The following is a 21,916-nucleotide window of genomic DNA, read 5'->3' as shown; positions in this document are numbered from 1 at the left end:
TGCTACTGGTTGCCGCAGGCGGACATCTCCGGGGTGTCCAGCCAGGGCAGGTCGTGGCCCATGCGGTCCCGCTTGGTGCGCAGGTAGCGCAGATTGTGCTCGCCGACGGTGACCGGCATGGGCTCGCGCGCGGTGACCTTCAGGCCGTGCCGGGCGAGGGCGTCGACCTTGTCCGGGTTGTTGGTGAGGAGCCGCAGGCTGCGGACTCCGAGGTCCTCCAGGATCTGGGCACCGGCGCCGTAGTCGCGGGCGTCGGCGGGCAGGCCCAGTTCGAGGTTGGCGTCCAGGGTGTCGCTGCCGCGCTCCTGTAGTTCGTAGGCGCGCAGCTTGGACAGCAGTCCGATGCCGCGCCCCTCGTGGCCGCGCAGATAGACCACGACGCCGCGCCCGGTGTCGGTGACGCGCCGCATGGACTCCTCCAGCTGCGGCCCGCAGTCGCAGCGCAGGGAGTGGAAGACGTCGCCGGTCAGGCACTCGGAGTGGATGCGTACGAGGACGTCCTCGCCGGTGCCGATGTCGCCGTGGACGAGCGCGACGTGCTCGACGCCGTCGACGGTGGAGCGGTAGCCGTACGCGGTGAACTCGCCGTAGGACGTGGGCAGTCGGACCTCGGCCTCGCGGCGGACGGTGGGCTCGGCGGTACGGCGGTAGGCGATCAGGTCCTCGATGGAGATGATCGTCAGGCCGTGCCTGCGGGCGAACGGCACCAGTTCGGGCAGCCGCAGCATCCGGCCGTCCTCGCCCGCGATCTCGACGATGGCCCCGGCGGGCCGCAGCCCCGCGAGCCGGGCGAGGTCGACGGCGGCCTCGGTGTGGCCGTCGCGCACGAGGACGCCGCCGGCCTTGGCGCGCAGCGGGAAGATGTGGCCGGGCCGGACGAAGTCGCTCGCGTCGGCCGTGCCGCTCGCGAGGAGCTGGAGGGTGGTGGCGCGGTCGGCGGCGGAGATGCCGGTGGTGACGCCGTGCGCGCCGCTCGCGTCGACGGAGACGGTGAAGGCCGTGCTCATCGACTCGGTGTTGTTCTCGACCATCTGCGGCAGGTGCAGGCGTTCGAGCTCGTCGCTCTCCATGGGGGCGCAGATCAGGCCGCGGCACTCGCTCATCATGAAGGCGACGATCTCGGGGGTGGCCTTCTCGGCGGCGATGACGAGGTCGCCCTCGTTCTCGCGGTCCTCGTCGTCGACGACCACGACGGGCCGGCCGGCCGCGATGTCGCGGATGGCCATCTCCACCGGGTCGAGGGAGAGGTCCAGGGCGAGGTCCTCGGGTGTGGGAGTGGGCTGAGCGGTCATGCCGGGGCTCCTTCCAGAGCGGGCCGCTGCTGGGTGGCGGGCTGCCGGGAGCGCAGCCACCAGTCGCGCAGGCCCCACAGGACGAGGGCGAGGTAGACGACGTACACGAACCCGGAGAAGGCGAGTCCGCTGGAGAAGGCGAGGGGGACGCCGACGATGTCGACGAGCAGCCAGGCGAACCAGAACTCGACCAGCCCGCGGGCCTGGGCCACCATCGCGGCGAGCGTGCCGACGAAGATGTAGGCGTCCGGCCAGGGGTTCCAGGACAGGTCGGGCACGGCGGTGAAGAGCGCGCCGACGGCGAGGGTGCCGACGGCGGTGCCCGCGAGCAGGACGCCGCGCTCCTTCCAGGTGGCGAAGCGCACGGCGATGGAGCCGTCCTGCGCGGCGCGGCTGCCCCGCGTCCACTGCCGCCAGCCCCACAGGGCGACGCCGATGACGAGGAGCTGCTTGCCGACGCCGCCGGAGAGCTGCGCGGAGGCGTACGCGGCGACGAGGACGACGCCGGACAGGAACTGGGCGGGCCAGGTCCAGATGGAGCGGCGCCAGCCGAGCGCGAGGGCGATCAGGCCGATGCTGTTGCCGACCATGTCGGACCACATGATGTGCTGGCCGAAGGCGGTGAAGGCCTCGGAGTTCAGCCAGTCGAACGTGCTCACTTCGCCGCCTCCGGATCCGGTGCGCCCGCCTCGGCGGCCGTGGCCCGCGCGGGCGTCACGGCGCCCGCGGCGAGCAGTCGCTCCACGTACTTGGCGATGACGTCGACCTCGAGGTTGACCGGGTCGCCGGGCTGCTTGATGCCGAGCGTGGTCAGGGCGAGGGTCGTCGGGATCAGGCTGATGGTGAAGTGGTCGGCACCGGCGTCGACGACGGTCAGGCTGACGCCGTCGACGGTGATGGAGCCCTTCTCGACGACGTAGCGGGCGAGTCCTTCGGGCAGGGAGACCTTGACGATCTCCCAGTTGTCGGACGGCTTGCGGTCGACGATGGTGCCGGTTCCGTCGACGTGCCCCTGCACGATGTGCCCGCCGAGGCGGTCGCCGACGGCGGTCGGGCGCTCCAGGTTGACCTTGGAGCCGGGCACGAGGACACCGAGGCTGGAGCGGTCGAGCGTCTCGGCCATCACGTCGGCGGTGAACTCGTCGTCCTCGTGCTCGACGACCGTCAGACACACTCCGTTGACGGCGATGGAGTCGCCGTGCTTCGCGCCGTCGGTGACGACGGGGCCGCGCAGCCGGAAGCGGGACGCGTCGCCCAGGTTCTCCACGGCGGTGACTTCGCCCAGCTCTTCGACGATTCCGGTGAACACTCAGTGCTCCTTCGTTCCGGGGCCCGCGACGGTCGCGGTGATACGCAGATCGGGTCCGAGCGCGACGCACTCGCGCACGTCGAGGCGCAACGCCTCGGTGAGGGTGGTGATTCCGCCGCCGGTGAGGGCGGCGGGGCCCGCGCCGAGCAGCGTGGGCGCGAGATAGCCGATGACGCGGTCGACGGCACCGGCGGCCACGAAGGCACCGGCGAGCGTCGGCCCGCCTTCGAGGAGTACGGACCGCACGCCGCGGGCGTGCAGTTCGGCGAGCAGCGCGTCGATGTCGAGGCCGCCCGGGGTGTCCGGGGTGCCGGGCGGCGCGGGGTGCTCGGTGCGGGCGGCGGGGCGCTGTGCGCGGTAGGCGCCGCCGCTGGCGGTGAAGCGGTGTTCGAGGCGGTCCTCTTCGTCGTCGGCGGCGGTGTCCGGCCGCCCGGACGGCGCCGACGCCTTGCCGCCGTTCCCGGCCGCGCGCGGGACCCGCTCGACGTACGGCAGGTGTGCGGCGTCGGCGTGCTGGTCGGTGTACGGAAGGTGCACCGTCTCCACGCCGGGCAGCGGCTCCACGCCTTCCGCGACGGCCACCAGCGTGGGAGCCGCGTCGTCCAGGACCCGGGCGCCCGGCCGGACGGCCGTGCCGTGGGTGTCGACGACGACCCGCAGCGGCTGGGCGGCGCCCTCGACGCCGCGCACCGCGAGGTGCGGGTCGTCGGCGCGCTGGGTGCCGGAGCCGACGACGACGGCGTCGCACTCGGCGCGCAGCCGGTGCACGTCGGCGCGGGACTCGGCCGAGCTGATCCAGCGGCTGGTGCCGTCGGCGGCGGCGACGCGGCCGTCGAGCGTGGCGGCGTACTTCCAGGTGACGTGGGGGCGGCCGGTGCGGACCGAGGTGAGCCAGGCGGCGTTGACCGTCTCGGCCTCCTCGGCGAGCAGGCCGGACTCGACGTCGACGCCGGCCGCGCGGAGGGTGGCGGCGCCGCCGGTCGCGTCGGGGGTGGGATCGTCGACGGCGTACACGACGCGGGCGATCCCGGCGTCGAGGAGGGCCTGGGCGCAGGGGCCGGTGCGGCCGGTGTGGTTGCAGGGTTCGAGGGTGACGACGGCGGTGCCGCCGCGGGCCTTCTCGCCGGCCGCACGCAGGGCGTGCACTTCGGCGTGCGGTCCGCCCGCGCGCTGGTGGTAGCCCTCGCCGACGCTGTCGCCGCCCGCGTCGAGGATGACGCAGCCGACGACGGGATTGGGGCTCGTGAACCCGAGTCCGCGCGCGGCGAGCGCGACGGCGCGTCGCATGGCGGCTGCTTCGGCTGCGGTGGCCACCGGGTCCTCCTGCCTCTTCGGGCACGGACTCCGGGGCTGTCGATGACGACGACACGTACGAGCGGAACACCGGCATGGATCGTCGCCGGGGTCGCCGGACGTCGAAAGAGACCGGTCCCCTGAGGAACCGAGCAAAGACGACGAGGCGACACACATGACACATGTGTCCGCTCGCCGCGCACTGCCTCCCATCCGGACTTTCACCGTCGGTCCAGGAGTTTCACCTGGTCAACCGACCGCTGGAGGCGGCCGGGTCGCGGACTGTAACCGCCGGTTCGGAATTGCACCGACCCCGGAGTGCGCTGCTTCTGGTACCCGACCAGTGTGCCACGCCTGGTCACAGCCGTGCAGGGGAGATCCTGTGGGCTGGCTCACAGGAATCCGACCCCTCCCGTCACCGGCGACCCGGCCCCCGGAAGGGGATTGGTACATACCTATTGACGCACTGGTCTAGTCCTCTTAACGTCTGCGTCACTCCGAGGAGAGGCCCGCCCGGTGTGCGCACACCGTGGGCCGCCGTCCCCGTTCGTTGTGCGACACCGAGCCTCCCCAGGAGGAACCGACGTGCCCACCCCCACCCGAGCGAGAGCCACGCTCCTGGCAGCAGGCGCAGCGGTCGCCGGACTGCTGATGAGCACCCTCGCCGCGACGACCTCGCACGCCGCCGACAACGAGTCCTGCCGTCCCGACGGCCTCTACAAGACCCCCGGCGTCGACGTCCCCTACTGCTCCGTCTACGACGCCGACGGCCGCGAGAAGATGGGCGCCGACCACCAGCGCCGCGTGATCGGCTACTTCACCGGCTGGCGCACCGGCAAGAACGGCGAGCCCGCCTATCTCGCGTCCGACATCCCCTGGGACAAGGTCACCCACCTCAACTACGCCTTCGCGCACATCGGGAGCGACAACAAGATCTCCGTGGGCGGTGACGGCGAGAAGAACGCCGCCACCGGAATGACCTGGCCGGGAGTCGCGGGCGCGGAAATGGACCCCGCGTACTCCTACAAGGGTCACTTCAATCTGCTGAATAAGTTCAAGAAGAAGCACCCGAACGTCAAGACCATGGTCTCCGTGGGCGGTTGGGCCGAGACCGGCGGCTATTTCGGTGACGACGGCAAGCGGGTGAACTCCGGCGGCTTCTACTCGATGGCCACCAACGCGGACGGTTCGGTGAACCAGGCGGGCATCGAGACCTTCGCGGACTCCACCGTCGCGTTCATCAAGAAGTACGGCTTCAACGGCGTCGACATCGACTACGAATACCCGACGACGATGAAGGACGCGGGCAATCCGCTGGACTGGCAGCTCGCCAACGGCCGCCGCGCGGGCCTGGTCAAGGGCTATGCGGTGCTGATGAAGACGCTGCGCGAGAAGCTGGACCGGGCCGGTGCCGCCGACGGCAAGCACTATCTGCTGACCGTGGCCGCGCCGTCGTCCGGATATCTGCTGCGCGGCATGGAGACGTTCCAGGTCCAGAAGTACCTGGACTACGTCAACATCATGTCGTACGACCTCCATGGCGCCTGGAACGAGTACGTCGGCCCGAACGCCTCCCTCTACGACGACGGGAAGGACGCCGAACTCGCGGCGGCGGGGGTGTACGGCAGCCAGCAGTACGGCGGGGTCGGGTATCTCAACACCGACTGGGCCTATCACTACTTCCGCGGTTCGATGCCCGCGGGCCGCATCAACATCGGCCTGCCGTACTACACCCGCGGCTTCAAGAACGTGCAGGGCGGCACGGACGGGCTCTGGGGCAAGGCGGCGTCGACCGACTGTCCGGCCGGTTCCGGGCTCACCAAGTGCGGTGACGGCGCCGTCGGCATCGACAACCTGTGGCACGACAAGGACGACAAGGGCAAGGAGTCGCCCGCCGGGTCGAACCCGATGTGGCACGCCAAGAACCTGGAGAAGGGCGTCGTCGGCGACTACGTGACCAAGTACGGCTTCTCCGCCGACACCAAGCTCACCGGCACCTACGCGCGCAAGTACGACTCGACGCTGGTCGCGCCCTGGCTGTGGAACGCCGAGAAGAAGGTCTTCCTGTCCACCGAGGACGAGCAGTCGGTGAAGGCCAAGGCCGACTACGTGGTCGACAAGGGCATCGGCGGCACGATGGTCTGGGAGCTCGCCGGTGACTACAAGTACAACTCCGCCAAGGGGCAGTACGAGATCGGCGACACGCTGACCACGGCGATGTACGACAAGTTCAAGTCGGCGTCCCCGTACGGCGCGAAGGTCGCGGGCAAGGACCTGCCCGCCAAGTCCGTGAACATCGGCGTGGAGTTCGGGGACTTCAAGCTCGGCGACTCCAACTACCCGATCACGCCCAAGCTGAAGATCACCAACAACACGAAGACGACCCTGCCCGGCGGCACGGAGTTCCAGTTCGACTACGGCACCTCGGCCCCCGGCAACGCCTCCGACCAGTCCGGCTTCGGCACGAAGGTGATCAGCACCGGGCACACCGGCAACAACGTCGGCGGCCTCAAGGGCGACTTCAACCGGGTCTCCCTGAAGCTGCCCGCCTGGCAGACGCTGGCGCCCGGGGCGTCCGTGGACCTGTCCTTCAACTACTACCTGCCGGTGTCGACCCCGTCGAACTGGACGGTGAACATCGGCGGTACGACCTACGGGCTCGCCGGTGACCTGGCGCGCGGCACGACCGTGGTGGAGCCCGGCACGGGCACCGGGCCCACCGACCCGCCGGACCCGACCGACCCGCCCGGCAAGTGCACCGCGCCCGCGTGGAGCACGTCGTCCGAGTACGGCTCAGGGACGACCGTGTCCCACAAGTCGCACCAGTGGAAGTCCAAGTGGTGGACGAAGGGCGAGGAGCCCGGTTCCACCCAGTGGGGCCCGTGGCAGGACCTGGGAGCCTGCTGACCCCTCCCCCAGGCACCCGGCGGCGGGAAGAACTGCCCTTGCCCCGCCGCCGGGCTCACACCAGCACGGCTGGGGCCGCGGGTCCGTACCGATGTGCGGCGCGGCGGAGGAGCGCCCCAAAGGGGCGCGGGGAACTGCGCGACAAGACCCAGCCACCCCGCAGAGACCAGAACAGCCCAGCCAAAGCGGCGCTACGTCGAAAAAAGCTCCTCCTGCGCCGCGTCCCGAGCGGTCAGCAACGCCCCCCGCAGAACGGCCGCGCCTCCCAGCGCACTGGCGCGAACCTCCGTGCGCAACGGAGACATCACAGCAACCCTCTCGGCGACGCGCTGAGCGAGCGCGTCGCCGCCCGCCCGGCCCACCTCACCGCCGAGGACCACACAGCCCGGATCAAGTACCGCCGCGACGGACGCCGCGCCGATGGCCACCCGGTCGGCAAGCTCGGCAAGGAACGGCTCATGGCCCGTCTCCACGGCGTGCCGCACGAGCGCGGCAGCGACCAACTCCCCCGCTCCGGGCTCCACCTTGAGCCCGTGCTCCGCGGCGAGGTCGGCCACCGCCCCCGACCCGGCGAGCGAGTGGAAGCCGCCGTCGCAGGCGGTGGCCGACGGCAGCTCCCCGGTGCCGGGCACCGGCAGGAAGCCGATCTCCCCGGTACCGCCGGACGCGCCGCGCCGCAGAGCGCCGTCCAGGACAACGGCCGCACCGGTACCCGCACCCAGCCACAGGAGAACGAACGTGCCGCGGTCGTGCGCGGCCCCGTCGCGCTGCTCGGCGCGGGCGGCGAGGTTGGTCTCGTTCTCCACCAGGACGCGGGCGGGCAGCCGTTCGGTGAGGGCGGCGACCAGGCGCCGGTGCCAGCCGGGCAGTCCCGCCGAGTCGCGCAGGTCGCCGGTGGCCGGGTCGATGAGGCCGGGCGCGCCGACGCCCACCGTGTGCAGCCTGCTCGCGCCGCCCGCGCGCGCCGTGCGCTCCACCAGGGCCACGGCCCGCTCGACGGCGCGGCCGGTGCCGGTGCCGGTGCCGATCGGCACGGTCGCCTCGGCCAGCTGCGCGCCGAGCAGATCGGCCACGACCACGGACACGCTCTCGGTGCGGACGTCGAGGGCGGCCAGGTGGGCCCGGTCGGCGACTATCCCGTAGAGCCGGGCGTTCGGGCCGCGGCGGCGCTCCCCGGTCTCGCCCACCACCGTGATCAGACCCGAGCCCTGGAGGCGTTCGACGAGGTCGGCGACGGAGGGCCGGGACAGGCCGGTGAGCTGCTTCAACTGTCCCGCCGTCAGGGGCCCTTCGCGCTGCAGCAGGCGCAGCGCGAGCCGGTCGTTGATGGCCCGAGCGGTGCTCGGAGATGCGGGCATGGCGGGATCCTTCCACAGCGCTGCCGTCGGTCCGCCCTCCGCCGGGGAGAGGCCGCTTTCGGACGCGCGCGATATTCGGTTCCCCGGCCCTCTTTTATCAGGCAGGGTTCCTGATAGTTTACTGCGGCGGTTCCGAACGGGACCGTGGAGGGGTGGAACGGATGAGTGAGCAGCACCAAGTGGGGCAGGACAGACGGCAGTTGAGCCGCGCCCGGATGGCCGTCGCGGTGATCTTCTGCGTGCACGGTTCGGTCGCCGGGTCGTTCGCGACCCGCGTGCCGTGGATCCAGGACCACGCGGACATCAGCGCGGGCCTGCTCGGCCTCGCGCTCGCCTTCCCGGCGATCGGCGCCTCCGTGGCGATGCCGCTCGCGGGCTGGGTGAGCCACCGCTTCGGTGCCCGGACGGCCCTGCGCGGGCTGCTCGCGCTGTGGACGCTCGCGCTCACCCTGCCGTCGCTCGCGCCGAACCTGGTCACGCTCTGCGCGGCACTGTTCGTGTACGGCGCGACGTCGGGCATGTCGGACGTCGCCATGAACGCGCTCGGCGTCGAGATCGAGCACCGCATGGACAAGTCCATCATGTCCGGCCTGCACGGCATGTGGAGCGCGGGCGCCCTGATCGGCTCGGCGGGCGGCACGGTCGCCGCCCATCTGCACGTCGACGCCCGTGTGCACCACGTCTTCGCCGCCGCGGTGCTCACCGTGCTCGGCCTGATCGCCTGTCAGGGCGTCCTCGACCTGCGCAGCGCGCCCGAGGAGGAGGCGCCGCCGCGGTTCGCGCTGCCGCCGAAGTCGGCGCTGCTCATCGGCGCGGTCGGCTTCTGCGCGGTGTTCGCGGAGGGCGCGAGCCTGGACTGGTCGGCGGTGTACCTGAAGGATGTGCTCGACTCGTCCGCGGGCCTGGCCGCCGCGTGCACCACCGGCTTCACGCTCACGATGGCGATCGCGCGGTTCGCGGGCGACAAGGTGGTCGACCGGTTCGGCGCGGTCCGCACGGTGCGCGCGGGCGGGGCGTGCGCCGCGCTCGGCGGGCTGCTCGTGGTGACGGCGCAGCACGCGGCGATGGCCATGACCGGGTTCGCCCTCATGGGTCTCGGCATCGCGGTCGTCGTCCCGCTGGCGTTCGCCGCGGCCGGGCGCAGCGGCCCGAACCCGAGCCAGGCCATCGCGGGCGTCGCCACCATCACGTACACCTCCAGTCTCGTCGCCCCGTCCGCGATCGGCGCGCTCGCCGACGCGACCAGCCTGGTGGCGTCCTTCTGCCTGGTCACAGTGCTGGCGTGCGGGCTCATGGCGTTCGCGGGGGTGCTGCGCACGGCGGGCGGCCCGGCGCCGTCGGTGCGGGCCGGTTCGGCGGAGGCGGAGGCCGCGCCGGCGGACCGCAAGTCCTGACGGACCCGCACGGGCGGGAGCCGACGCTCCCGCCCGGCGCCGCCGCGCGGCCCGCGCGCCTCACCCCGCGATCGAGTCCAACTGCTCGGCTGCCGGACGCAGCTCCCACAGGTCCCCGCCCGGCGGCCGCTCCAGCTTCGGCACCGCGGCCTTCGCGGCGGCCGACCCCGCGTCGGCGGCGGCGCGCACGACGTCGCTCGCCGCGTACCGCAGGAACTGAAGCTCCGGATGCGGCCACTTCGCCGCTCCGGTCGCCGCGGGCAGCAGGTAGTCGACCGCCTTGACGAGGCTCTGCCCGTCCGGGCCCCGGTACTTCCACAGGTCCACGCCGACGTGCCTGCCGATGTCGGCGAGGCGGGTGTACGCCACCAGGTCGAAGGTCGAGTAGTGCCAGCTGCGGGTGCGGGTGAGCTCCTGCGGCTGGCTGCCGTCGGCGGCGATCTGCGGGTCGATGCGCTGGGCGCGCGCGTTCAGGACGGTCCTGCGGGCCAGCGCCTTGTCGCCGTTCGCGTACGCGAGGGCGGCGAGCTGCATGTCGTAGAAGGTGCCGTGATTGTTCTTCGCGGCGGCCTCCTGCTTGCCGAACTCGCTGTCCGTCAGCCACTTCTGGAAGCTCTTGGTCCAGGAGCGCATCTTGGTGCGGTCGGACGGCGTCCAGCCCGGCGCGCCCGTGCCGAGGATCGCGAGGGCGTCGACGACGGAGGTGTACGACTGCGAGAAGTCGATGATGCCGATGGCGCGGCCGTCGTACTTGCAGGGGATGAACTGCCCGTGGTTCAGGTTCGGGTTCATCCGCGTCGCCGGGTCGAGGAACCAGGTGCGCAGGACCTTCGCGGCGTGCTCGGCGTACTTCCTGTCACCCGTGTAGTACCAGGCGAGGGACAGCTCGTAGGTCGAGTCGAAGACGTTCTCCACGTCGCGGCGGTCGGTGCCGGTGTCGACCTCCGGGTTGCGCTCGCCGTCGCGCTGCTCGTACGGGCAGCCCCAGGGGTTGTCGGGGGTCTTGGGCCTGGTCGGCCACCAGTAGGGGGCCTGGCTCAGATAGTCGTGGGGGTCGCCGCTCGGCGCGGGCTTCGGCTTGTCGACGACCGTCCAGGGGCCCTTGCCGAGCCACTTGTCCGCGCGTGCCGTCAAGTGGCCGAGGGCCTCGCGGAGTCGGGGGTCGCCCCGGTCGAGCCGTCGCTTGGCGTCGGCCAGTCGCTCGCCGTCGAGGACGGCGGTGTCGGGGACCTTGACCTTCGCGGCCTTCGCGGCCGCGGCCACCGGAGGCGGGCCCTGAGTCGGAGTCGCCGGTACGGCCGTCACCAGTACGGCGGCGACGGCGGCCGTGGTGGTGAACAGGGCGCCTATGCGAGTACGGGCGCTCATCACGCTCCCATCAGATATGTGAACTCTGTTCAGTGGCTTGGCCATGTCAACGTACCGGAAGCGCGCCGGAAAGGAGCCCCCCTTACGTCGCACTAACATGTCGACGCTGATCGTCGACATGACGACACGGCTCGTCCCTGCGAGGACACCGCTCGTCCCCGCGCACAGAAAGCGAACTCACCATGGACCTCGGCGTGCGCTGGAGACTGCACGGCGACGGGCGCACCCCGGCGCCCGGAGCCGTCGTCCGCCCCGATGAACGGCTCTCCTGGCCCCGCACCTTCGGCCTCGGCGCCCAGCACGTGGTGGCGATGTTCGGGGCGTCGTTCGTCGCACCGGTCCTGATGGGCCTCGACCCGAACCTCGCGATCATGATGTCGGGCGTCGCGACGGTCATCTTCCTGCTCGCCACGCGCGGCCGGGTGCCCAGCTACCTCGGCTGCTCCCTGTCCTTCGTGGGCGTGGCCGCGGTGATCCGGGCGCAGGGCGGGTCCAGCGCGACGGTCACGGGCGCGGTGCTCGTGGTCGGCGCGGCGCTGTTCGTCGTGGGGCTCGCGGTGCAGCGGTTCGGCGCCCGGATCATCCACGCCGCGATGCCGCCGATCGTCACGGGCGCGGTGGTGATGCTGATCGGCTTCAACCTGGCGCCGGTCACGGCCGCGACCTACTGGCCGCAGGACCAGTGGACCGCGCTGTGCGTGATGCTGTTCACCGGTCTGGCCGTGGTGTGCCTGCGCGGATTCTGGTCGCGCGTCGCCATCTTCCTCGGCCTGATCTTCGGGTACGCGCTGTCCTGGGTGCTCGACTCCGTCTTCGGAAAGATCAACTCGCAGGACGGGTCCGGCCAGGTCACCGACCACTGGCGCCTCGACCTGTCGGCGGTCGGGAACGCGGACTGGATCGGCCTGCCGTCCTTCCACGGGCCGAGCTTCGAGTGGTCGGCGATCCTGGTGGCGCTGCCCGTCGTGATCGCCCTGGTCGCGGAGAACGCCGGGCACGTCAAGGCCGTCGGCGAGATGACCGGCGACTCCCTGGACGACAAGCTCGGCACCGCGATCTCCGCGGACGGCGCCGCGTCCGTGCTCTCCACCGCGGTCGGCGGCCCGCCCAACACGACGTACTCCGAGAACATCGGCGTGATGGCCGCGACCCGCGTCTACTCCACCGCCGCGTACTGGGCGGCCGCCGCCTTCGCCCTGCTCTTCGGCCTGTGCCCGAAGTTCGGCGCGGTCGTGGCCGCGATCCCCGGCGGCGTCCTCGGCGGCATCACCGTCATCCTGTACGGCATGATCGGGCTGCTCGGCGCGCAGATCTGGATCAACGCCGACGTGGACCTGCGCAATCCGCTGAACCTGGTCCCGGCCGCCGCGGGCATCATCATCGGCGTCGGAAACGTCTCGCTGAAGTTCACCGACAACTTCTCGCTCAGCGGCATCGCGCTCGGCACGATCGTCGTCATCACCGGCTACCACGTGCTGCGGGCGTTCGCCCCCGCCCACCTCAAGACCCAGGAACCGCTGCTCGATTCGGGCACGTCCACGTACGACGGGGACGAGAAGCACGACGGGAACGACACGCACGCCCCGGACGACGGGGGCGACACGCACAAGGACTCGGACGCGTTCCCTCGTTCTGGGTAAGCGCGAGCCCGGCGCGCCCGTGTGCCACGCCGGGGCTGGGACCCTGCCCGCATGGCCCAGTTCGAGCGGATCGCCGAGCGCGCCCACCCCGTGCGCGAGGACAGCGGAACCGGCCGCCTCACCGACGGCGGCGTCGACGGCGTCCTCGCGCGCATGCGCGCCCTCGACGCCACGTGGCCGCCCCGCGACGGCGTCGCCGTGTTCAACCGCGTGTACCTGGCGGTCACCCAGGAGGTCGCCCTGAGCGTCGCGGCGGGCGCGTTCGCCGACGTCAGGGCGGCCGTCACGCTCGACGTCCGGTTCGCCGAGCGCTATCTGCGGGCCGTGGACACCGCGGCGGCCGACGGGTATCCGCCCGCGTGCTGGCGCCCCCTGTTCCAACTGCGCCGCCACCCCGGCGTGCGCGGGCTGCAGTTCGCACTCGCGGGCATCAACGCCCACATCGGCCACGACCTGGCCCTCGCCGTCGTGGACACCTGCCACGGCCTCGGCTGCGCGCCGACCGACCTGGAGGACGAGTTCGACCGCGTGGGCGACATCCTCGTCTCGCTGGAGGAACGCATCCGCGAGGACCTGATGCCGGGCCCCGACCTGTTCCAGGTCGCCGACCCCCTCACCCACCTGCTCGGTTCCTGGAGCCTGGACCGCGCCCGCGACGGCGCGTGGTCGGCGGCGCGCGCCCTGTGGGCGCTGCGGGACTTCCCGGGCGTGGCGGAGGAGATGCGGGCGCGTCTGGACGACACGGTGGGTCTGGTGGGGCGGATGCTGCTCACGCCTCTGCCGGACTGATCCCGGGCCGGGCTAGCTTGGTGGGACCCGCCCCGGACCCACAGGAGCTGTCGTGCCCTCTTGCCGACTCGGCCTCGGCCTGCCGCAGATGAAGCACTTCGCCATCGGACGCGATGTCCCGCAGGTGGCGCGTGCCGCCGAGGAGACCGGTTTCGACAGTCTCTGGGTCTTCGAACGCGTCCTGTTCCCCGATCCCCCGACCCAGGGCCTGTGGGGCATCCCGGGCAGGCCCTGGCCGGAGAACTACCGCTCGGTCGCCGACCCCCTGGTCACGCTCACGCTCGCCGCCGCCGTCACCGAACGGGTGCGCCTCGGCACCAGCGTCCTGGTGGCGCCGCTGCACGTGCCCTTCCAACTGGCCCGCTCCCTGGCCTCGTTGGACGCGGCGAGCGGCGGCCGCGTGGTCGCCGGCCTCGGCACGGGCTGGTCTCTCGACGAGTACGCGGCGGCGTCGGTGGCACCGTACGAGCGGCGTGGCAAGGTCCTCGACGAGACGCTCGACGTGTGCCGGGCCGTGTGGGGCCCGGACCCGGTCGCGTACGAGGGGCCCGAGGGGACACTGACCACGATCGCCCCGTCCGAGGTGGGGCCGAAGCCGGCCCGCCCGATCCCGGTCCTGCTGCCCGCCAACAGCCCGCGCGCCGCACGCAGGCTCGTGGACCGCGCCGACGGCTGGATGCCGGGCGCGGCGGGCCCCGCGCGCCTCGCCGAGGAGTGGCGGCGGCTCACGGACCTGGCCGCCGAACGCGGCCGCACGGCTCCGATCCAGAGCGTCCTGCGCGCGAACGCGCGCTATAGCCACAAGCCGTACGACGGCCCCGACCGCGCCCCCTTCCGGGGTGACGCGGAGCAGATCGCCGAGGACCTGGTGGCGCACGCCGCGGCCGGGGTGGAGGAGATCCTCGTCGACCTCCAGGGGAGCGTGCGGGACGCGCGGGAGCTGACCGACGTGGCCGCCGCGGTGCACGCGGCGGCCAGGGAGGCGGGGCTCTGAGGGCTCCCCCGGCCCCGGGGGTCAGTCCTCCGGGAGTTCCACCGGCGCGATCTCGTCGTACAGGTCGCCGGGGCCGGGGTTGGTCGCGTCGGTGGTGCCGCCGAAGTGGTGCATGACGCCCCACACGGCGTTGAGCGCGGTCGTCACGGCGCCCTCGGCCCAGCCTGCCGTCCAGGAGATGTCGTCGCCCGCGAGGAAGATGCCGCGCTTGTCCGCGGGCAGGTCCTCCTGCATGAAGTGGGTGAACAGACGCCGCTGGTAGCGGTAGTGGCCCGGCAGGTTGGCCTTGAAGGCGCCCATGAAGTAGGGCTCGTTCTCCCAGGACACGGTCACCGGGTTGCCGATGATGTGCTTCCTGATGTCGACCTTCGGGTAGATCTCGCCGAGCGACTTGAGCATGACCTCCATGCGCTCGTTCGCCGACAGCGGCAGCCACTTCAGGCTGTCGTCGCACCAGGTGTAGGAGAGGCAGATGACGGCGGGCTTGTCCGGGCCGTCGTCGAGGAGGTAGGTGCCGCGCGTCATGCGGTCGGTGAGCGTCATCGACATGACGTCACGGCCGGTCTGCTCGTCCTTGTCCAGCCAGAAGGGCCGGTCGACGGGCACGAAGAGCTTCGAGCTCTCCATGTAGTGGGTCCGCTCCATCGCCGTCCAGTGGTCGATGGGGAACAGCGAGTCGTCGCACTCGATCTTGGAGAGCAGCATCCAGGACTGGGCGGTGAAGATCGCCGCCTGGTAGGTGCGGATGTCGCCGTTCGCGTCGGTGACGGTGACGCGGTTGCCCGCGGTGCGGTGCAGCCGGGTCACGGCGGGCTTCGGCGCGCGGCCGTCGTGCAGCGAAGCCAGGGAGGTGCCGAGCGGCCAGTGCACGATCTTCTGCGGCTCGCGCTCCCACAGGCGCAGGGGCAGCTGCTGGCTGCCGCCGACGATGCCGCGGTGGTGGTCGTCGGCCTCGGTGTAGACGACGCGCAGGATCTCCAGGATGGAGTTCGGGAAGTCGGTGTCCCAGCCGCCGGTGCCGAAGCCGACCTGGCCGAAGATCTCACGGTGCCGGAAGGACTTGAAGGCCTCGGAGTCGCAGAGGAAGCCGTAGAAGGTCTGGTTGTCGAGCTTCTCGACGAGCTTCGACCAGATCTCCCGGATCTTCGGTACGTCGCGCTCGCGCAGGGCGCGGTTCATGTCGGAGAAGTCCGCGCCCTCCTCCAGGCAGGCGTTCCAGGCGTGCATCACGTCGCGGTAGACCTGCGGCAGGTCGTCGACGGTGGTGGCGTAGTGCGACTCGCCCTTGAGGTCCACGACCGTGGAGGGGGTCGACTCGGCGAGCGGGTTGGGGAACGCCTTGGTCTCCAGGCCCACCAGGTCGATGTAGTGCTGGAGGGCCGTCGAGGACGGCGGGAACCGCATCGCGCCCATCTCGGCGGTGAGGCCGTCGGTGCCGGTGCCCTCGAAGCCGACGGTGCGCAGTCGGCCGCCGATCTGGTCGGCTTCGTAGACGACGGGCTTGAGGCCCATCTTCATCAGTTCGTACGCGGCCACGATGCCGGAGAGGCCGCCGCCGATGACGGCGACTTCGGCGCCGTGCTCGGTCGCGGGTATCTGGCCGAGGCCCGCGGGGTGCGCGAGGAAGTCGTCGTACGCGTAGGGGAAGTCCGGCCCGAACATGGTGATGGGCGGCTGGGCGTCGGTGTGCTGGACAGCGGTGGGCACCGTGGACGTCATGGGGTACGGACTCCTTGCACAGTACGGAAAAGGTGGTGCGGGCGGGCTTCGCCCTCGGCGGCCTCGCGGCCCGGCCGGTGCGGGTCAGGCCTGGACGAGGGGTCCGTACAGGCCGGGGCGGCGGTCGCTCAGGTAGGGATTGGCCTCGCGGGAGGCGGCGAGGAAGGCGGGGTCGGCGTCGGCGATCACCAGCTCCTCGCCGCGCCCGGCACGCGTCCGGGCGATGCCGTCGGGGCCGGCGAGGGTGGACAGGCCGACGAACTCGAACTCGCCCTCGGGGCCGACGCGGTTGACGTACGCGACGTACATCTGGTTCTCGAAGGCGCGCACCGGCACCACGGACTCGGCGACGAACTGGAACGGGTGCATCTGCGCGGTCGGCACCAGCAGGAGGTCGGTGCCCGCGAGGGCGTGGGCCCGCACGTTCTCGGGGAACTCCACGTCGTAGCAGATCATCAGGCCGATCCGGACGCCGTCGAGGTCGGCCTGGACGACGGACTGCTCGCCGGGCGTGAAGTGGTCGCGCTCGAAGCAGCCGAAGAGGTGGGTCTTGCGGTAGTTCGCGAGGCGGGCGCCGTCCGCGCCGATGAGCTGGACGGAGTTGAAGACGTCGGCGTCCGCGCGCTCCGGGTAGCCGTAGGCGACGGCGAGGCCGTGGCGCACGGCGATGTCGGCCACCGCGTCCGCCGCGTCGCCGTCGGCGGGCTCGGCGAGGCGGGGCACGTCGTCGCCGATCGCGTACCCGGTCAGGAACATCTCCGGCGTCACGAGCAGCCGGGCCCCGGCCGCCGCGGCCCGCTCCGCCGCCTCGTCGAGGACCTTGAGGTTGGCGGCTACGGAACCGGGACGTCCCGAGCTCTGGAGCAGGGCGGTGCGCAGCGGCGGCATGGCTGACCTCGGGGCGTGCGTAGGGAGACGGGCGGGCGTCAGGGGTTCGCAAAGACGGTACGTTCCACGGCCGTGACCGGGCAAGGCACGACCGTTGCACCCCTCTGGGCGATTTGTTGCGCGTGCGGCGCGAGTGACGGCGATTCGTTGCGTGCCCCGCGGGCGCCGTGTCCACCTGCGGGCGCATCCCGCGCCGCGGCCCCTCCCCCGTGCGGCGGAAGTACAGAGCAGCCCACGGCCGGACGCGTCCGACCCCCCTGCCACGGGATCGTGATCTCACCCGGAAACACCGGGAGAACGGCCTGAACGAACGGAGGGCTCCCCGTGAGCCGCAACGCCTTCACCCCCGCCCGTGTCGCCGCGCTCGGCGCCGCGCTCCTGCTCACCGCGGGCGCGGCGGGAGTCGCCGTGGCGTCCGGCGAGGACGTGACGCACCCCGGCAAGCGGATCGGCGCGCAGGACGCCGCGCACCCCGCCCCCGCCGCGAAGGACTCGGCCCCGGCCAAGGCGAAGCCGCGTGAGGCGGCCGCGCTGACCGGCAAGGCCAAGCTGTTCCGCAAGACCACGGAGGACGTCACCTTCACGTTCGACGCGCACCTGGCGGCCAAGCACAACGCCAACCCCGGCAAGGCGACCGGCACCTTCAAGTTCGTGCACCTGGACAAGCCGGGCGGGAAGGGCGGCTGGGCGAAGGGCCGGATCGACTGCCTCGTGACCGGCGGCAAGGTGGCCTCGGTGACCGGCATCATCACCAAGACCAACATCAAGAAGATCGAGGGCGGCCGCGTCGGCTTCAGCGTCCACGACCAGGGCAAGAACGACCGGCTCGGCTACAGCTGGGGCGCGACGGGCGGCCCCGACGGCACGAAGAAGCTGACGAAGTGCAACAGCGCGGCCCCGTTCGAGAAGGTCAAGAAGGGCACCGGCGACTTCCACGTGACGCCGTGGAACCCGCCGTACCCCGAGGGCAGCTGAGACCCGGCGTGGTCGCCCGGACGGGGGTCGAGCGACCACGCCACCCGAACTCCGGTCCCCGCCCGGCCACGGACCGGGCGGGGGCCGGGCAGCGGACGGGGCGCGCCCCAAAGGGGCGCGGGGAACTGCGCGACCAGCCATGACGAACCCGCAGCCACGAGCCCACCGCCCCGGGCAACCCCTCAGGCGGGCGACCCCGAAGAAAACCTCCGCATCAGCGGCGAGAGCACCAGAACGGACTTCGTCCGCTCGACGAACGGCTCCCCCGCGATGCGCTCGAGCACCCGCTCGAAATGCCGCATGTCCGCGGCGAAGACCTGCACGATCGCGTCCGCCTCCCCGGTGACGGTGGAGGCGGACGCGATTTCTGGATACCGCTCGAGACCCCGCTGGATCGCCTCGGGCGAGGTGTTCCGGCGACAGTAGATCTCGATGAACCCCTCGGTCTCCCAGCCGAGCGCGGCCGGATCGACGCGGACGGTGAACCCGGTGATCGCTCCGGTGGCCCGCAGCCTGTCCACGCGCCGTTTCACGGCGGGCGCGGACAGGCCGACGAGCTGGCCGATGTCGGCGTAGGAGCGGCGGGCGTCCTCGGCGAGGGCGTGCACGATGCGTTCGTCGAGATCGTTCAGTCGCACAGGGGGTCGTTCACTTTTCTGCGTGTCGCTTCACGCGTGTCACTTCACTGCGGAGGCCTCCGCGTCGAGCGGCTCGGTCTCCAGGCGGGAGCGGCGCATCCCGTACAGGAAGTAGAACACGAGCCCGACGACCATCCAGACACCGAAGACCTTCCAGGTCGCCGCGTCGAGGTTGTACATGTTGTACGCGCAGAAGCCGAAGCCGAGGACCGGGAAGAGCCAGCCGAGCGGCACCCGGAAGGTGCGCGGCATGTCGGGCCGGGTCCGGCGCAGCACGATCACGGCGATGTTGACCAGGCCGAAGGCGAAGAGCGTGCCGATGCTGGTGGCGTCGACGAGCTTGCCGAGCGGGATCACGGAGGCGAGCGCGCCGCAGAACAGGGACACCAGGACGGTGTTCACGCGGGGCGTGCCGGTCTTGCCGCTGACCTTGGCGAACGTCTTGGGCACCAGGCCGTCGCGGGACATCGCGAACAGCACGCGGGTCTGGCCGTAGAGGACGGTCAGGACGACGCTGGCGATGGAGATCACGGCGCCCGCGGCGAGCAGCGTGCCCCACACGTTCTGGCCGGTGACGTCGTTCATGATCGCGGTCAGCGACGCCTCGGAGCCCTCGAAGTCCTTCCAGTTCCAGGCGCCGACGGCGACGGCGGCGACCAGGACGTACAGGGCGGTGACGATGATCAGCGAGAGCATGATCGCGCGCGGCAGGTCGCGCTGCGGGTTCTTGGCCTCCTCACCGGCGGTGGAGGCGGCGTCGAAGCCGATGTAGGAGAAGAACAGGCTCGCTCCGGCCGCGCTGACCCCGGCGACGCCGAGCGGCATGAAGTCGGAGTAGTTGCCGGACTTGAAGCCGGTGAAGCCGACCGCGCAGAAGAGCACGAGGGCCGCGATCTTCACGATCACCATGATCGTGTTGGCGCGGGCGGACTCCTTGGCGCCGCCGAGCAGGAAGACCATGGCGAGCAGCACCACGATCAGGCCCGGCAGGTTGATGATCGCGCCGTCGACCTCACCGGGGGCCGCGGACAGCGCGTCCGGGATGGTGACGCCGATGGTGCCGTCGAGCAGCTCGTTCAGGTACTCGCCCCAGCCGACGGCGACGGCCGCGACCGACACGCCGTACTCCAGGACCAGGCACCAGCCGCAGACCCAGGCGACGAGTTCGCCCATCGTCGCGTACGCGTACGAGTACGAGGACCCGGCGACGGGGATGGTGCCGGCCAGCTCGGCGTAGGAGAGGGCCGAGAAGAGGGCGGTGAGACCGGCGATCACGAAGGAGATCGTGACGGCGGGGCCCGCCTTCGGGACGCTCTCGCCGAGCACCACGAAAATGCCGGTGCCGAGGGTGGCGCCGATGCTGATCATGGTCAGCTGCCACATGCCGAGGGTCCGGCGGAGCGTGCCGCCCTCGCCCTGGCCGCCCTCGGCGACCAGGCGGTCCACCGGCTTGCGCCGCGTTATTCGGCTGCCGAAACCGCCGCCGCCCTGGGGGCGTGGGCGGGTCTTCGGGGGTGCGCCCTGGTCGAGCACGCGCTGGCTCCTTCATCGCTGCCGGTAGAGGTGGCAGGAAGCCGCGGCAGCCCAGACGCAAAGAACGGGAGCCACCGAGCAGGCAGTCCCCGCCACGCCACGTACAGCGCCCGACTCTACGAGGCGCTGGTTCCCAACCGTAATGCAGCAACGTTGCGCATCGGCACAAGATCGTTGCGTGCGGCGCGGTGATGCGCGTGTTCGTTGCGCCGTCCGTTTCGTCCGTTGCGTCGCGCCCGTTTTGTCCATGGTTGGACGGGGGCCCTGGAAGACCCCTCCGGGGGCCGGAGAACGCGGACGGCCCCCGCGATGAACTCGCGGGGGCCGTCCGGGCGTTGAGGTCGGACTAGGTCCAACTGGCGTGCAGCGGCTTGCCCTCGGCGTAACCGGCGGCGCTCTGGATGCCGACGGTCGCCTTCTCGGCGAACTCCGCGAGGGACGCGGCGCCCGCGTAGGTGCAGGAGGAGCGGACGCCCGCGATGACCGAGTCGATCAGGTCCTCGACGCCCGGGCGCGCGGGGTCGAGGAACATGCGGGAGGTGGAGATGCCCTCCTCGAACAGCGCCTTGCGGGCGCGGTCGTAGGCGGACTCCTCGCTGGTGCGGTTGCGCACGGCGCGGGCGGAGGCCATGCCGAACGACTCCTTGTAGAGCCGGCCGTTGGCGTCCTGCTGCAGGTCGCCCGGGGACTCGTAGGTGCCCGCGAACCAGGAGCCGATCATGACGTTCGACGCACCGGCGGCCAGCGCCATGGCGACGTCGCGCGGGTGCCGGACGCCGCCGTCGGCCCACACGTGCTTGCCGAACTTCGCGGCCTCGGCGGCGCATTCGAGCACCGCGGAGAACTGCGGGCGGCCCACGCCGGTCATCATCCGCGTGGTGCACATGGCGCCGGGGCCGACGCCGACCTTGATGATGTCGGCGCCCGCCTCGATCAGGTCCCGCACGCCCTCGGCGGCGACGATGTTGCCCGCGACGATCGGCACCTGCGGGTCGAGCGCGCGCACGGCCTTGACCGCGGCGATCATCGACTCCTGGTGGCCGTGCGCGGTGTCCACGACGAGCGTGTCGACGCCCGCGTCGAGGAGCTGCTTGGCCTTGCCCGCCACGTCGCCGTTGATGCCGACGGCGGCGGCGACGCGCAGCTTGCCGTTCGCGTCCACGGCCGGGGTGTACAGCGTCGCGCGCAGGGCGCCGGTGCGGGTGAGGATGCCCGCGAGGCGGCCGTCCTTGTCGACGGCAGGGGCGTAGCGGCGGTTGGCGCCGTCCAGCTTGTTGAAGGCGTCGCGCGGGTCGATGTCCGCGTCGAGGAGCAGCAGGTCCTTGGACATGACCTCGGACAGCTGCGTGAAGCGGTCGACGCCGCTGAGGTCGGCGTCGGTGACCACGCCGACCGGCTTGTGGTCCGTGTCCACCACGACACCCGCGTTGTGGGCCCGCTTGGGCAGCAGCGCGAGGGCGTCCGCGACGGTCTGCGTGGGGGCCAGCACGATGGGGGTGTCGAGCACGTGGTGGCGGGTCTTCACCCAGGAGATGACCTCGGTGACGACGTCGATCGGGATGTCCTGCGGAATGACGACGAGGCCGCCGCGGCGGGCGACGGTCTCGGCCATGCGGCGGCCCGCGATCGCGGTCATGTTGGCGACGACCAGCGGGATCGTGGTGCCCGTGCCGTCCGGCGACGTGAGGTCGACGCCCTGGCGCGAGCCCACGGCGGAACGCCTCGGCACCATGAAGACGTCGTCGTACGTCAGGTCGTACGCGGGCTGGATGTCATTGAGGAAACGCACGTGCTGCTCATCCCAGTCGATCAGAGGTGG

17 protein-coding genes and 1 riboswitch are annotated in these 21,916 nt (G+C 71.6%); of the genes, 6 read left to right on the top strand and 11 right to left on the bottom strand.

Going from position 1 to position 21,916, the window contains the following annotated elements:
• Nucleotides 1–2: 2 nt before the first annotated feature.
• The 4 genes from ACFVHO_RS32310 to ribD are packed head-to-tail and all read right to left on the bottom strand — an operon-like array spanning nt 3 to nt 3,915.
• Nucleotides 3–1,292 carry a bifunctional 3,4-dihydroxy-2-butanone-4-phosphate synthase/GTP cyclohydrolase II gene (locus ACFVHO_RS32310; RefSeq protein WP_385722439.1) on the bottom strand — a complete coding sequence of 430 codons (1,290 nt, stop codon included), beginning with the start codon at nt 1,290–1,292 and terminating at the stop codon, nt 3–5.
• The gene (locus ACFVHO_RS32305; RefSeq protein WP_385722436.1) at nt 1,289–1,951 is read right to left on the bottom strand and encodes a nicotinamide riboside transporter PnuC; all 663 of its coding nucleotides are present in this window, start codon (nt 1,949–1,951) and stop codon (nt 1,289–1,291) included. Before ACFVHO_RS32305 ends, ACFVHO_RS32310 begins: the two co-directional genes overlap by 4 nt.
• The gene (locus ACFVHO_RS32300) at nt 1,948–2,601 is read right to left on the bottom strand and encodes a riboflavin synthase (protein WP_385722434.1); all 654 of its coding nucleotides are present in this window, start codon (nt 2,599–2,601) and stop codon (nt 1,948–1,950) included. The genes ACFVHO_RS32305 and ACFVHO_RS32300 overlap by 4 nt, the downstream gene beginning before the upstream one ends.
• Nucleotides 2,602–3,915, bottom strand: coding sequence for a bifunctional diaminohydroxyphosphoribosylaminopyrimidine deaminase/5-amino-6-(5-phosphoribosylamino)uracil reductase RibD (gene ribD, locus ACFVHO_RS32295; protein WP_385722431.1), 1,314 nt, complete (start codon nt 3,913–3,915; stop codon nt 2,602–2,604).
• A 174-nt stretch (nt 3,916–4,089) separates the two neighbouring features.
• Nucleotides 4,090–4,220, bottom strand: a riboswitch (FMN riboswitch).
• A 259-nt stretch (nt 4,221–4,479) separates the two neighbouring features.
• Here ribD and ACFVHO_RS32290 point away from each other — a divergent pair.
• Entirely contained in the window at nt 4,480–6,801 is a 2,322-nt protein-coding gene (locus ACFVHO_RS32290) for a chitinase C-terminal domain-containing protein (protein ID WP_385722429.1), read from the top strand.
• A gap of 191 nt (nt 6,802–6,992) precedes the next feature.
• On the opposite strand, the gene ACFVHO_RS32285 is transcribed toward ACFVHO_RS32290, so the two are convergent.
• Complete coding sequence (locus tag ACFVHO_RS32285) at nt 6,993–8,159, bottom strand: ROK family transcriptional regulator (RefSeq protein ID WP_385722426.1); 1,167 nt, start codon at nt 8,157–8,159, stop codon at nt 6,993–6,995.
• Nucleotides 8,160–8,320: 161 nt separating this feature from the next.
• Here ACFVHO_RS32285 and ACFVHO_RS32280 point away from each other — a divergent pair, with 161 nt between their 5' ends.
• Complete coding sequence (locus ACFVHO_RS32280; RefSeq protein WP_385722424.1) at nt 8,321–9,553, top strand: MFS transporter; 1,233 nt, start codon at nt 8,321–8,323, stop codon at nt 9,551–9,553.
• Between the two features lie 60 nt (nt 9,554–9,613).
• Here ACFVHO_RS32280 and ACFVHO_RS32275 read toward each other — a convergent pair whose 3' ends face one another.
• Nucleotides 9,614–10,921 carry an alginate lyase family protein gene (locus tag ACFVHO_RS32275; RefSeq protein WP_385722421.1) on the bottom strand — a complete coding sequence of 436 codons (1,308 nt, stop codon included), beginning with the start codon at nt 10,919–10,921 and terminating at the stop codon, nt 9,614–9,616.
• Nucleotides 10,922–11,103: 182 nt separating this feature from the next.
• Between ACFVHO_RS32275 and ACFVHO_RS32270 the strand changes: the two genes are divergently transcribed.
• The 3 genes from ACFVHO_RS32270 to ACFVHO_RS32260 all read left to right on the top strand — a co-directional run bounded on the left by ACFVHO_RS32270 (nt 11,104) and on the right by ACFVHO_RS32260 (nt 14,344).
• Complete coding sequence (locus ACFVHO_RS32270; RefSeq protein ID WP_385722418.1) at nt 11,104–12,561, top strand: uracil-xanthine permease family protein; 1,458 nt, start codon at nt 11,104–11,106, stop codon at nt 12,559–12,561.
• 153 nt (nt 12,562–12,714) lie between these two features.
• Entirely contained in the window at nt 12,715–13,350 is a 636-nt protein-coding gene (locus ACFVHO_RS32265; protein WP_385722518.1) for a DUF5995 family protein, read from the top strand.
• Between the two features lie 88 nt (nt 13,351–13,438).
• Nucleotides 13,439–14,344 carry an LLM class F420-dependent oxidoreductase gene (locus tag ACFVHO_RS32260; protein ID WP_385722515.1) on the top strand — a complete coding sequence of 302 codons (906 nt, stop codon included), beginning with the start codon at nt 13,439–13,441 and terminating at the stop codon, nt 14,342–14,344.
• Between the two features lie 21 nt (nt 14,345–14,365).
• Here ACFVHO_RS32260 and ACFVHO_RS32255 read toward each other — a convergent pair whose 3' ends face one another.
• Both ACFVHO_RS32255 and ACFVHO_RS32250 read right to left on the bottom strand, forming a co-directional pair.
• Nucleotides 14,366–16,063: a flavin monoamine oxidase family protein gene (locus ACFVHO_RS32255; protein WP_385722415.1), complete on the bottom strand. Its 1,698-nt coding sequence runs from the start codon at nt 16,061–16,063 to the stop codon at nt 14,366–14,368.
• A gap of 84 nt (nt 16,064–16,147) precedes the next feature.
• A complete protein-coding gene (locus ACFVHO_RS32250) occupies nt 16,148–16,942 on the bottom strand; it encodes a carbon-nitrogen hydrolase family protein (RefSeq protein ID WP_385722512.1) in 795 nt (264 codons plus the stop codon).
• Between the two features lie 333 nt (nt 16,943–17,275).
• Between ACFVHO_RS32250 and ACFVHO_RS32245 the strand changes: the two genes are divergently transcribed.
• Nucleotides 17,276–17,926: a Repetin gene (locus ACFVHO_RS32245; RefSeq protein ID WP_385722413.1), complete on the top strand. Its 651-nt coding sequence runs from the start codon at nt 17,276–17,278 to the stop codon at nt 17,924–17,926.
• Nucleotides 17,927–18,108: 182 nt separating this feature from the next.
• Here ACFVHO_RS32245 and ACFVHO_RS32240 read toward each other — a convergent pair whose 3' ends face one another.
• The 3 genes from ACFVHO_RS32240 to ACFVHO_RS32230 all read right to left on the bottom strand — a co-directional run bounded on the left by ACFVHO_RS32240 (nt 18,109) and on the right by ACFVHO_RS32230 (nt 21,886).
• Entirely contained in the window at nt 18,109–18,564 is a 456-nt protein-coding gene (locus tag ACFVHO_RS32240; protein ID WP_030360443.1) for an Lrp/AsnC family transcriptional regulator, read from the bottom strand.
• 39 nt (nt 18,565–18,603) lie between these two features.
• Entirely contained in the window at nt 18,604–20,097 is a 1,494-nt protein-coding gene (locus ACFVHO_RS32235; protein WP_385722410.1) for an amino acid permease, read from the bottom strand.
• A gap of 346 nt (nt 20,098–20,443) precedes the next feature.
• On the bottom strand, nt 20,444–21,886 hold the full coding sequence (locus ACFVHO_RS32230; RefSeq protein ID WP_385722408.1) for a GuaB1 family IMP dehydrogenase-related protein: 1,443 nt from the start codon (nt 21,884–21,886) through the stop codon (nt 20,444–20,446).
• Between the last annotated feature and the right edge of the window lie 30 nt (nt 21,887–21,916).

This window comes from Streptomyces sp. NPDC127108, from assembly GCF_042677545.1.
In the GTDB taxonomy this organism is placed as follows: Bacteria; Actinomycetota; Actinomycetes; order Streptomycetales; family Streptomycetaceae; genus Streptomyces.
The sequence above is the reverse complement of the archived record's forward strand: the minus strand, read 5'-3'. Positions and strand labels throughout refer to the sequence as shown.

Bases quoted from the DNA above. Each gene is read 5' to 3' on its own strand.
- ACFVHO_RS32310 (WP_385722439.1), bottom strand. From the start codon at position 1,292: ATGACCGCTCAGCCCACTCCCACACCCGAGGACCTCGCCCTGGACCTC.
- ACFVHO_RS32285 (WP_385722426.1), bottom strand. From the start codon at position 8,159: ATGCCCGCATCTCCGAGCACCGCTCGGGCCATCAACGACCGGCTCGCG.
- ACFVHO_RS32280 (WP_385722424.1), top strand. From the start codon at position 8,321: ATGAGTGAGCAGCACCAAGTGGGGCAGGACAGACGGCAGTTGAGCCGC.
- ACFVHO_RS32275 (WP_385722421.1), bottom strand. From the start codon at position 10,921: ATGAGCGCCCGTACTCGCATAGGCGCCCTGTTCACCACCACGGCCGCC.
- ACFVHO_RS32270 (WP_385722418.1), top strand. From the start codon at position 11,104: ATGGACCTCGGCGTGCGCTGGAGACTGCACGGCGACGGGCGCACCCCG.
- ACFVHO_RS32265 (WP_385722518.1), top strand. From the start codon at position 12,715: ATGCGCGCCCTCGACGCCACGTGGCCGCCCCGCGACGGCGTCGCCGTG.
- ACFVHO_RS32260 (WP_385722515.1), top strand. From the start codon at position 13,439: ATGAAGCACTTCGCCATCGGACGCGATGTCCCGCAGGTGGCGCGTGCC.
- ACFVHO_RS32255 (WP_385722415.1), bottom strand. From the start codon at position 16,063: ATGACGTCCACGGTGCCCACCGCTGTCCAGCACACCGACGCCCAGCCG.